This window comes from Clostridium sp. LIBA-8841 (assembly GCF_057782475.1).
This window is the reverse complement of record NZ_CM173488.1, coordinates 2,122,714-2,134,023: the sequence shown is the minus strand read 5'-3', so window position 1 is coordinate 2,134,023 and position 11,310 is coordinate 2,122,714. Positions and strand designations below refer to the sequence as shown.

At 28.4% G+C, this 11,310-nt stretch carries 8 protein-coding genes and 1 pseudogene; 7 read left to right on the top strand and 2 right to left on the bottom strand.

Features of this window, described 5'->3' with window-relative positions; translation table 11 throughout:
• Positions 1-334: 334 nt before the first annotated feature.
• The 3 genes and pseudogenes from AC2A4K_RS09330 (at position 335) to AC2A4K_RS09320 (ending at position 1,918) form a co-directional block, all read left to right on the top strand.
• A pseudogene (locus AC2A4K_RS09330) lies at positions 335-556 on the top strand (YdbC family protein).
• A 119-nt stretch (positions 557-675) separates the two neighbouring features.
• On the top strand, positions 676-1,497 hold the full coding sequence (locus tag AC2A4K_RS09325; RefSeq protein WP_322502215.1) for a hypothetical protein: 822 nt from the start codon (positions 676-678) through the stop codon (positions 1,495-1,497).
• Between the two features lie 28 nt (positions 1,498-1,525).
• Complete coding sequence (locus tag AC2A4K_RS09320) at positions 1,526-1,918, top strand: HIRAN domain-containing protein (protein WP_322502214.1); 393 nt, start codon at positions 1,526-1,528, stop codon at positions 1,916-1,918.
• 285 nt (positions 1,919-2,203) lie between these two features.
• Here the strand turns inward: AC2A4K_RS09320 and AC2A4K_RS09315 are convergent, their stop codons facing one another.
• A complete protein-coding gene (locus AC2A4K_RS09315) occupies positions 2,204-4,906 on the bottom strand; it encodes an SH3 domain-containing protein (protein ID WP_322502213.1) in 2,703 nt (900 codons plus the stop codon).
• Positions 4,907-5,157: 251 nt separating this feature from the next.
• Here AC2A4K_RS09315 and AC2A4K_RS09310 point away from each other — a divergent pair, with 251 nt between their 5' ends.
• The 3 genes from AC2A4K_RS09310 to asrC are packed head-to-tail and all read left to right on the top strand — an operon-like array spanning position 5,158 to position 8,949.
• The gene (locus AC2A4K_RS09310) at positions 5,158-6,879 is read left to right on the top strand and encodes a ferredoxin hydrogenase (RefSeq protein ID WP_322502212.1); all 1,722 of its coding nucleotides are present in this window, start codon (positions 5,158-5,160) and stop codon (positions 6,877-6,879) included.
• Between the two features lie 15 nt (positions 6,880-6,894).
• Entirely contained in the window at positions 6,895-7,926 is a 1,032-nt protein-coding gene (locus AC2A4K_RS09305) for a 4Fe-4S dicluster domain-containing protein (RefSeq protein WP_322502211.1), read from the top strand.
• 24 nt (positions 7,927-7,950) lie between these two features.
• A complete protein-coding gene (gene asrC, locus AC2A4K_RS09300) occupies positions 7,951-8,949 on the top strand; it encodes a sulfite reductase subunit C (RefSeq protein ID WP_322502210.1) in 999 nt (332 codons plus the stop codon).
• Between the two features lie 642 nt (positions 8,950-9,591).
• Here the strand turns inward: asrC and AC2A4K_RS09295 are convergent.
• On the bottom strand, positions 9,592-9,948 hold the full coding sequence (locus tag AC2A4K_RS09295) for a DUF6483 family protein (RefSeq protein WP_322502209.1): 357 nt from the start codon (positions 9,946-9,948) through the stop codon (positions 9,592-9,594).
• 216 nt (positions 9,949-10,164) lie between these two features.
• Between AC2A4K_RS09295 and AC2A4K_RS09290 the strand changes: the two genes are divergently transcribed.
• The gene (locus tag AC2A4K_RS09290) at positions 10,165-11,172 is read left to right on the top strand and encodes a serine hydrolase domain-containing protein (protein ID WP_322502208.1); all 1,008 of its coding nucleotides are present in this window, start codon (positions 10,165-10,167) and stop codon (positions 11,170-11,172) included.
• Positions 11,173-11,310: the final 138 nt, after the last annotated feature.

Genomic DNA, 11,310 nt, shown 5'->3' with positions numbered 1-11,310 from the left:
CCTCCTTACGTACGTAATACAGACCTATTATATCAAAAAAAATTAAGTATGAAAAGTTCTCAGAAAAGCTTAAAAAATCCTTGGAAAGTAGAGAAATCAAGCCTTAACCGATGCGGAGGTTATAAGTGAAATTATAAAACTAGCAAAAAAATTTATAAGATGAAGAGTACAGAAGAAAAATTAATATTTACTTTTTAATCTGATGATATGCTTATAAAAGTCTGTCATTACTTATAAACATTGATATTACTAAGGTTTAAGTTATGACAGGAGTGACAGAAAAAATTTATTTTAGGTTATAATAGACTTAAATCATAGATAGGAGGGATATATAATGGCTGATATAAAGTATGATATAGAAAAAGAGCTTGGAGTTATATCTGAGTCTAAAAAAGGATAGAATAAGGAATTAAACCTAATAAGTTGGAATGGAAGAGAAGCTAAATATGATATAAGAGATTGGTCTGAAGATCATAGCAAGATGGGGAAGGGAATTACTTTGGACTTAGATGAGTTAAAAGCTTTAAAGGAACTTTTAAATTCTATGGATATATAGGTTTTGGATTAATAGAGTACTTTTTATAGGTACTCTATTTTTTATTAATTACATAAAAAATTTAGAATGTTATAATTTGTATAAAGAGATAAATTTTTAATTATGAGAGGTGATTGAGTTTGAGTAATGAAGAACACAAAAGAGAATTAATAGATTTAGAGAATGTAAGAGAAAAGAAAAAGCTTTTGGAAAACTTAAATAGAGAGTACATAGAACTATTTGAGAGAAAAGAGGAGCTTATAAGTAAAGAAAAAGTTGCTATTGAAGCTAAATACTTAAGTTATTTTGGTGGACTTTTAAAAAGAAAGGTTGAATTAAACATTGAGTTTAGAAGTTTAAAGTATAGGCTTACTTTAATGATGAACTATATAAACAAGGATCAAGAGATTGATGAGAAAGAGATAAATAAAAAAATAGATGAAGAGCTTAAGGAGTACTATAAGGAACTTAAAAGTTTCAAGTATAAAATGGCCTTTTCTAAAGAATTAATGGAAAGTCCTACAGTTACTAAAGAGGAGCTTGCAGAAATTAAAAATATATTCCGTCAATTAGCAAAAAGGCTTCATCCAGACATGGTGGGAGAGTTAGATGCTGAGAAAAGGCTTTTGTGGGAAAAAACTTTATTAGCATATGAGAGTAATGATTTATTAACTTTAGAGGCTTTAAAGGATATAGTTTTAAATGAGTTACACGTAAATGATGATATACATATAAAAGGAATAGATGAAAGAATAAAAGATATATCTCAAAAAATAAAAGATTTAAGAAAATTTATTGATAGAATGAAGAATGAATTTCCTTTTGATATTGTGGAGCTTAATGATATTGATTTTATAAATGATAAAAAGAAAGAACTGAATTTAGAAATTAAAGAGTTAAAAGAGAAAATAGAATTTTTAAATACTAAGATAAAAAATATCTTAGAGAAGGAGAGGGGTTAGTGAATAGTTAAAGCACTAATAATTAAGTATGAGTAAGGAAAATGAATTATCAATCATTAGTAATAATGCAAGTATTATGAACATTTTAGATAAGGATAAAGAATTAATGCCTTTTTTTAATATAATCTATCTTTATACACTAAACATTGCAGGTATAAGGTATTACATAGACAACGATTTATATTTAGAAGAAAATGAAGAATTAAGATTAAAAAGAGAATCAGAGAATCAATATGATAAATATGCCATTGCAGTATATAATTCAGAAAAGAAAATAGGGTACATACCAAGAAGAAACAATAAAGTTTTTGCAAGACTTATGGATGGTGGTAAAAGTATATTAGCCAAGGTGAAATGTGTTGATTATTACTTTGATGAAATAGAGGATATTCAAATTAGATTATATTTAGATGATTTTTAGAAATATACTTATTTTGAAAGAGAATAATATGAGCTTTAGTGAGAAAATGAAAAACTCCTTTTGTTAGAAGAAAACGAGGATTAAATCCAGTTTTTTAACAAAAGGAGTTTTTATATAAGACTATATTTTAGGTAAATATTGATTTTAGATAGTCCCTCAGAATTACTTAATTTCGCAAAGAGTTTCTATTATCTATTCCAAAATAATAAAACTCTATATGCTCATTAAGATGTTCCTACAGTTCTATCTAAAATCAACACTAATTTAAAATAATAGAAAAGTTTATTAAATAATATATTTATTATAGCACCATCCTATATTCCCATTGTAATCAACTTTAGACCAAGTATCACCTTTTTCTAAAACTGTTACTTTTGCTCCATTATACATATTAGTTAATCTAGATGAGGCAGAGGTATCTTTGCTAGAATGTAGCCATAAGCCACCATTAGCTTGTATATGAACTGTTTTTGTACTTGGCTTAGTAGAGCTAGTTGAAACTTGTGAAGAAGATGGGTTGGTTAAAAACTCACTTGAACACCATCCTATATTTCCATTGTAGTTAACCTTAAACCAAGAACCACTTTCATCTAAAATTCTTACTTTTGAACCTTTATTCATTATAGTTATTCTAGAAGAAGCATATGAGTCTTTACTAGAGTGTAACCATAGTCCACCATTAGCTTTTATGTAAGCTGTTTTTACAGTTGTTTCAATAGGTTTACTTGGTTCAACTGGAGTAGTTGGCTGAATTGGTTTACTTTCCTCAGCATGATCAGTTGTTGAGCCTTTAGATGTAACTGTTGGATTAGTTAAAAATTGGCTTGAACACCATCCCATATTTCCATTATAGTTAACCTTAAACCAAGAACCGCTTTCATCTAAGATTTCAACCTTTTCTCCATTGCTCATTATAGTTATTCTAGAAGATGCATAAGAATCCTTACTAGAATGTAGCCATAAGCCACCATTAGCTTTTATATGTGCTGTTTTCACAGTTACCTCAGCAGGTTTACTTGGTTCTACAGGCTTAACAGGTTTAGCCGGTTCTACTGGCTTTGTAGGCTCAGTTGGTTTAACCACTGGCACTGGTTCTGTTAAGAATTCACTTGAACACCAACCTGTTTTTCCATTGTAATTAACTTTAAACCAAGAACCGCTTTCTTCTAAAATCGTGACCTTTGCACCTTTATCCATAATATTTATTCTAGAAGAGATATACGAATCCTTAGTAGAGTGTAACCATAAACCACCATTAGCTTTTATAGAAGCTGTTTTTACAACTGTATTATCAGGTTTATTAGGAGCTACTGGTTTAGTAGGTTCTGAAGGTTCTGCACTTGGAACCTTAGTAGAAGTTATGTCAGTTAAATAATCCTTTGAACACCAACCTGTATTTCCATTATATTTAACTTTAAACCAAGAACCACTTTCATCTAAAACCTCAACCTTTGTTCCATTACTCATTAAAGCCAATCTAGAAGATGTATAAGAATCTTTGTTAGAGTGTAGCCATAAACCACCATTAGCTTTTATGAAAGCTGTTTTCACGGTTGCCTCAGCAGGTTTACTTGGTTCTACAGGTTTCTCAGGCTTTGTTGGTTCTACTGGCTTAGTAGGTTTAACAGGTTTATTTGAATCCTGTGTTTTATTTTCATCAGTAGAGTCAGTAGGTTTTGTTGGCTCAACTGGTTTGTTTGGTTTTTCTGGAGTAACAGGCTTTTCAGTGTCTTTAGACTCATCAGTAGACTTAGAAGGTTCACTTGGATTAACTGGTTTTTTAGAGTCATCTGGCTTATTAGGAGTAGTTGGAGTAGTTGGTTTAACTGGTTTATTAGATGAATCTTCTTTTGCTTCAATATAGTTAGTATATTTATTACTTATGTAAGCTTTTTGACCATTATAAAGAACCTCATACCAGCCATTTGAGGCTTTACCAGTTACAGTGAAAGTATCTCCTCCATGAGCAAGTCCTATAGCCTTTATTCCTTCAGTAGTAGGGAATGGTTTTTCATTAATATAAACATCTTGCTTAGCTGTTACAGTACCTTTAAAAGCTTCTACAGTATATTTATGATCTTGTGAGATAGAAGGGTTTGAAGGTGTAGTGCTTGTGTCAGTAATATCAGAATTTCCATTACCTTTTACAGGAGTTCCTTTATATTTATAATATCTTGTAGCTCTATATTGATTATTCCATCCATTTTCTTTAGAAGGAGTTTGTCCATTTAAATTACGATTTGAATAAGAATCTCCTTGAGTATAGGCTTGATTTCCCATTACATAAGCTATTCCATTTGCTTTATCTTTCCATCCCATGAAACACATAGTATGATATTCACTTGCAAAGATAATATCTCCCTTTTGGATGTTTGAAAAATCTCTATGCATCTCCCAATTATTATCTTCTAACCAATTCCAAAGAACTGAGGTATATCCAATATTATTTGGAACGGGAATTCCTATTGCTCTTAAACAAGCAGATTGGAAGAAAACGCAAGTATTACTAGGGTCACCATTATGTAAGCGGATAGCTTCATTCATAGCATCAGATTGATTACTTTTAACTTTTTCATATTCATATAATCTTTTATTAACATCTGATGCAAAGTCATTTAAGTCATAAGGTGAAACTGCAAAAGAAGCATATCTTGATTGTTTTGGAACAGGTAACTGAATTTCTTCCATAACAGGTTTTTGTTTTTTTACCTCTTCTTTAATTTCAGCATTACTTTTTCCTTGATTTTTATTCTGTTTTTCTTCAGACTTAGTTTGTTCTTTTTGTGGTGCTTTAGATTTATTCTGATTTTCTTCATCTTTAGACTGTACTTTATTTTCAGTTTTAATATCTTCTTTATTATTTAATTCCTTTTTTTCAGGTTGATTACTTTCTTCTTTGCTTTTTACTACAGCAACTTTAGAGTTAGATAAATCAATATTAATCTTGTCATTTGCTTGCTGCTGTTGCTGAACTATTGCTACAGCCATTAAAAATCATCTCCTATTTTCTTTAAAATTTTCCAGTGTTATTATACCATAATTATAATTGTTAATAAATGATGGAATATTTGTGAATTAAAATTCATCTTAAATGTTAATTAATATGTGTTAACCAAAAGTTTAAAATTATATATAAGTAATTACTTATATGATTTAAAGGATATAGATATTTAACATTATATTCTAATGGTGCTACCATAAAATAGTTGATTTAAATAAATTGTTTTAGAGGAGATATTATGTGCCGTGTAATTATAAATGGAAAAGAAGTTATTGCTAAAAATGAAGAAACCATATTAAGCTTAGCAAAAAGAGAAAATATAGATATACCTACTCTATGTTTTCTAAAAGATTGCAATAATATGGGGAATTGTGGTGTTTGTCTTGTTGAAGTAAGTTCAGAAAAAGATTTAGTAAGAGCTTGCTCTTATAAAGTAAAAGAGGGAGACATAATTAATACAGCCAATGAAAGAGTTCAAAAGGCTGTAAAAGAAAGAGTTTCTCAAATACTTAATGACCATAATTTTAAATGTGGAACTTGTAAAAGGCTTAAAGATTGTGAATTATTAGCACTTATAAAAAAAGTTAATGGAAAGAAAACAGAAAATTTTGTTTTTGATGATGAAAAGTACATAGATAATAGAAGTAAATCTATCGTTATTGATAGAAGTAAGTGTATAAAATGTGGAAGATGTGTGGCTGCATGCAGAGAAAATAGTGGAACAGAAATCATGGGATTTAGAAATGAAGAGGGTAAAACTTGTGTAGGGCCAGAAAATTTAGCTTGTTTTGATGAAACTAAATGCTTATTATGTGGTCAATGTGTAGTTGCTTGTCCAGTTGGAGCCTTAAGTGAGAAATCTCATATGGATAGAGTGTTAGATGCTCTTAAAGAGAAAGATAAGCATGTAGTTATAGGTATAGCACCTTCTGTAAGAACAGCTATTGGAGAAGCCTTTGGAATGGACTATGGTACTGATGTAACAGGAAAATTATATGCTGCTTTAAGAAAATTAGGCTTTACAAAGATATTTGATGTAAACTTTGCAGCAGATGTTACTATTTTAGAAGAAGGAATAGAGCTTATTGGAAGAATACAAAATGGTGGTCCTTTCCCAATGTTTACTTCTTGTTGTCCAGGCTGGATTAGATTAGTAGAAAATTATTACCCAGATCTATTAAATAATTTATCTTCTGCTAAATCTCCACAACAGATTTTTGGTGCTGCAAGTAAAACATATTATCCATATGTAGAAGGAATAGATCCTTCAAAAGTATTTACAGTTTCAGTAATGCCTTGTACTGCTAAGAAATTTGAAGCAGATAGAGATGAAATGTGGAATGATGATATAAAAAATGTAGATGCAGTACTTACAACTAGGGAACTTGCTGAGCTAATCAAAAATAATAATATAGATTTCCTTAACTTAGAAGATGAAGATGCAGATCCAGCTATGGGAGAATATACTGGAGCAGGTACATTATTTGGTGCCACTGGTGGTGTTATGGAAGCTGCTTTAAGAACTGCTACAGATATCTTAGAGGGTGTATCTTTAGAAGATATTGACTACAAAGAAGTAAGAGGACTAGAAGGAATAAAAGAAACTACTATAAAGATAGGAAACAATGAGTATAAGATTGCTGTTATTCATGGTGGTAAAAACTTATTTAACTTTATAGAAAGTGGAATGATGGAAAAAGGAAATTATCATTTCATAGAAGTTATGGCTTGTCCTGGTGGCTGTGTAAATGGTGGTGGACAACCATTTGTAATTTCTAAAAATAGAGAGTTATTTAATATTAAAGAGCTTAGAGCTTCTGTTTTATATAACCAAGATAAGAATTTACCAAAGAGAAAATCTCACAAAAATAACTCTGTATTAAAAATGTATGATTCATTTATAGGTGAACCAACTAAAGGAAAAGCACATGAGTTATTTCATCTTAAATACAAAAAATAATATGGAGGATTTTTTATGGATTACAGATTATCAAAAAGCGAAAGCAATGAATTAATAAATGAATTAAAAAAACAATATAAAATATATGCCCCAGTAAGTTTTGAAGGGGAAGGAAGACATAGTTATACAAATAATATTAGATATGGAGAGATAAATTCTTTTAGTGATGTTGTGTATAAAGAGAAATCACAATATTCACCTAAGGAATTATTAATTCCAATAAATCATACATTATCACTTCAATTTGAAGGTAAATCTTTAAAAACAGATGATTTAGAAGAGGAAAAGGACATATTAATAATTTTACGTTCTTGTGACTTACATGGAATAAAGAGAATAGATAATTCCTTAAAGCATGATTCTTTCTATAGAAATAGAAGAGATAAAGTTAAGTTTATGCTTATGGGATGTCCAAAATCTTTTGATACATGTTTTTGTGTTTCAATGGGTACTAATCAATCAGATGACTATTCTTTAGGAGTTAAGTTCCATGAAGATGGAGAAATTTCTATAAAGGTTAAGGATGATGATTTCAATAAATACTTTGAAAATTCAAAGGAAGAAAACTTTGAAATGGAATTTGCAAAGGAAAATGAAATAAAGGTTAGAAGACCAGAAATAGAAATATGGGACAAGGTTGTATTAGATAAAGTTAAAGAATTAGACTTATGGAACACTTATAAAAATCGTTGTATAGGCTGTGGTAGCTGTAATATGAGCTGTATAACTTGTTCTTGTATGATTACTAAGGAAGTTACTCATTCAGATAATTCTAAATTAAAGGAAGTGAGAAGAACTTGGAATGGATGTCAGTTAGTTAAATCTTCTGCTTTAAAAAATAAGAGTATGAGTGAAATAGTTCCTACAAGAATAAGGCAAAGAGTTTTAGATAAATTCTATAGACCAAAGCTTGATGTTTCTAAAGAGCAAATATGTGTAGGTTGTGGAAGATGTACAGATATATGTCCAAGATATATAAACTTTGCAACAACAGTAAATAAATTAAGTGATGAATTAGATAAGATTTATGAAGAATTAGGAAGATAATATTAAAGGGAGAAGAGTATAGCTATGAATAGAGATATTGATATAGATAAATTACGTACCAATTGTTTCCGTGAATCAAAGGTTCCAGGAGAATTCATGTTTCAAATGAGAGTTCCTGGGGGTACAATAAGTGCTAAACATTTAAGTCTAGTTCAAGAAATAGCAGAGAAATATGGTAATGGAAGTTTCCACTTTGGAACTAGACAAACATTTAATATTCCAGGAATAAAATATGACAACATAGAGGCAGTAAATAAATTAGCTAGAGGATACATAGAAGAAGTTGAAAATGAACTTTGTAATGTTGACTTAGAGGTTGATGATTATGGTTATCCAACTTTAGGAGCAAGAAATATATCTGCTTGTGTTGGAGCAGATCATTGTATAAAAGCTAATGCAAAAACACCTTATTTAGCAAGAAACTTAGAAAAAATAATATTTCCAAGTAATTATCATATTAAAATATGTATAGCTGGATGTCCAAATGATTGCATAAAAGCTCATATGACAGATTTTGGAATAATAGGAGTTACTATTCCAGAGTATGATTATGATAGATGCGTAGGATGTGGAGCATGTGCAAGAGCCTGTGCAGCTCATTCAACTTCAGCTATTCAAGAAGTGAATGGAAAAGTAATAAGAAATGAAGAACTTTGTATAGGATGTGGAGAGTGTGTAGAAGCATGTCCAACAAGAGCCTTTACTCGTTCAAAAGAAACTTATTATAGAGTTTTAATAGGAGGAAGAACAAGTAAAAAGACTCCTAGACTTGGAGAAGTATTCTTAGATTATATTACAGAAGAAGTATTGTATGAAGTAATAAAGAACTGGGAAAAATTCTCTAAACATGTTCTGCAAGGCTCACCAAGATACCTTCATGGTGGCCACTTAATGGACATGGCAGGATATAATAAGTTTAAAGAAATCATGCTAGATGGAGTTCAGTTAAACAAAGAAGCTAAGGTTGCTACAAGACTTAACTGGAAAGAGCGTGAATATAAAGCTAACATAAATGTCAAATAAAAAAAATTAATATAAATTAAAAATCAAATATAAACAATTTATTCTAAAGAAAAAATACAAAAAATAAACAAGTTTAACCAAATGAAAAATTACTATGATAAATTGAACAAAAAATATAAAAATTAATAAAAAGAATTACAAGTATTCTAAATTCAAAGATAAAATATAAATAAATATTCTAAATTAAAAAGCAAAATTAAGTGTAAACAAAATTAAACTAATTAAACAAGATAAAAACAAATAAACAAAATAAAAAGCAAAATTACTTTTAAAATAATTTCTTAAATATAAAAAATAATAAGCCTATCTATTGTCAGGAAGATAATAAATCTTACTGGTATCAAATAAAGAGATGAAGTTTTTAACCTTCATCTCTTTTGTTATATTAATTAATAACTATAAATTATCAAAAAAATTTAAAGTGGTATAAAAATATTTGATTTTAAATTCTTTAAATAAATCATAAAATTAAATTATCCAGTATTAAAATCTTTAATACTGGATAATTTATATACGTAAACTTAAGGGTATAAGGAGTTAAAACTATTATATAAATAATAATATTAATTTAGCATTTATAAGTTACGTAATAATGTCTTAAATAAAAAGAAATAGTTACAAAAATAAATTAATAAAATGAACTTATACTATAAGATTTTTAAAGTCTTCAAGACCTTGATAAATTTCAGCCCTACTAAAATTATGAAGGTTTAAATTCTCATCACTTTTAAGAGAAAGTTCATTATAAAACCAATTTGCTACAATAATAAGATCTTCTAAATTATAAGTGTTTTTAGTATTTAAGTAAGAAAATAATAAATTTTCAGCTTCATTATACTCACCTTTTGAAATCATCTTTTTTAAGTTTAGAGTTAATATATCTTTATCTGTTAAGTTTTCTATTGCAATTGGCTCTGAATCTTCTTTTGCATCATGAACAAGTTTTCCTAATTTTTTTCCTAAGGATTCAGCTAAATCTAATATATAATCATTTCTCATTACTATTTCTCCTTTTAATTAATATTTATATTTTACCATTAAAAGATAGTATTAATATATGACTTGAATTTAAATTTATCTTAAAAATAAATTTAAGTGTTATAATTATACCTAAATAGGGAAATTCTAGAAAAAGGTATAATGAAATAGAGATATACAAATAAAAATATATTTAGAAGATTTTTATGGGAATGAAACTATTAGAGGAGTGATAAAATGAGCGTTTATGATAAAATAAATGATAGTATTAAAGAAATAAAAAACTTTTCGGGAGTGCTTACTTTAAGAGATAAAGATGGATTGATATTTAGTAAAACATGTGGATATGCAGATATTCCCAATAAGAGAGAAAATAATCTAGAAACAAGATTTGGAGTTGCTTCAGGAGCAAAAATATTTACTGCTATAGCTATATGTAAGTTAGTTGAAGAAGGAAAACTTAAATTTGATTCTTTAATAAAAAATTATATTGATTTTCAAAATTATGATGATTCTATAACAATAGAACAACTTTTAACACATACTTCAGGGATTCCTGATTACTTTGATGAGGATGAAATGAACGATTTTAGCGAACTTTGGAGAGATATACCAATGTATCTTTTAAGAGAACCAAAGGATTTTCTACCTCTTTTAAAAAAAGGAAAAATGAAATTCAAACCAGGAGATAAATTTTCTTATAATAATTCTGGTTTTGTTATTTTATCTTTAATAGTTGAAAAAGTGAGTGACCAAGGTTTTAAGGATTTTGTACAAGCAAATATATTTGATGTTTTAAATATGAAAGATTCAGGATACTTTGCTATGGATATGCTTCCTGAAAATTGTGCTTATGGATATGAAGAAACAAAAAATGGACAATTAAAGAGCAATATATATTCCCTACCTGTTGTAGGTGGCGGTGATGGTGGAGTTTTTGTAACAGAAGAGGATATGGACAAGTTATGGAGAGGGTTAATTAACTTTGAAATTTTAAATGAAGATATAACAAAGAAGCTGTTAACTCCTCATGTATATGTAAATTATGATGTTTATTATGGGTATGGTATTTGGATTATAAAGAGAGAAGGTGGTATATATAAATATTATTTGACAGGTTCAGATCCTGGTGTTACCTTTATGTCTGCAATATATCCAGACAAAGATATTGTTGTTAATATATTAGGGAATAGGGAATTTAGTAAATTTGAACTTTCAAAGAAAATAGAAGAGTCTTTCATGTGATTTTATAATTCTATGTAATCTAATTATTATAAAATAGCTAATTTTTAAATTAGCTATTTTTTATTTTAAATATCTATTGGTAATCACCTTTATTTATTTTAAGTAAACGTTTTATTAAATGTTAATGAAATAAGAATA

What these genes read in the sequence shown, in the direction of transcription:
- AC2A4K_RS09290 (WP_322502208.1), top strand. Translation starts at nt 10,165, where the DNA reads ATGAGCGTTTATGATAAAATAAATGATAGTATTAAAGAAATAAAAAAC.
- AC2A4K_RS09310 (WP_322502212.1), top strand. Translation starts at nt 5,158, where the DNA reads ATGTGCCGTGTAATTATAAATGGAAAAGAAGTTATTGCTAAAAATGAA.
- AC2A4K_RS09295 (WP_322502209.1), bottom strand. Translation starts at nt 9,948, where the DNA reads ATGAGAAATGATTATATATTAGATTTAGCTGAATCCTTAGGAAAAAAA.
- AC2A4K_RS09315 (WP_322502213.1), bottom strand. Translation starts at nt 4,906, where the DNA reads ATGGCTGTAGCAATAGTTCAGCAACAGCAGCAAGCAAATGACAAGATT.
- asrC (WP_322502210.1), top strand. Translation starts at nt 7,951, where the DNA reads ATGAATAGAGATATTGATATAGATAAATTACGTACCAATTGTTTCCGT.
- AC2A4K_RS09305 (WP_322502211.1), top strand. Translation starts at nt 6,895, where the DNA reads ATGGATTACAGATTATCAAAAAGCGAAAGCAATGAATTAATAAATGAA.
- AC2A4K_RS09320 (WP_322502214.1), top strand. Translation starts at nt 1,526, where the DNA reads ATGAGTAAGGAAAATGAATTATCAATCATTAGTAATAATGCAAGTATT.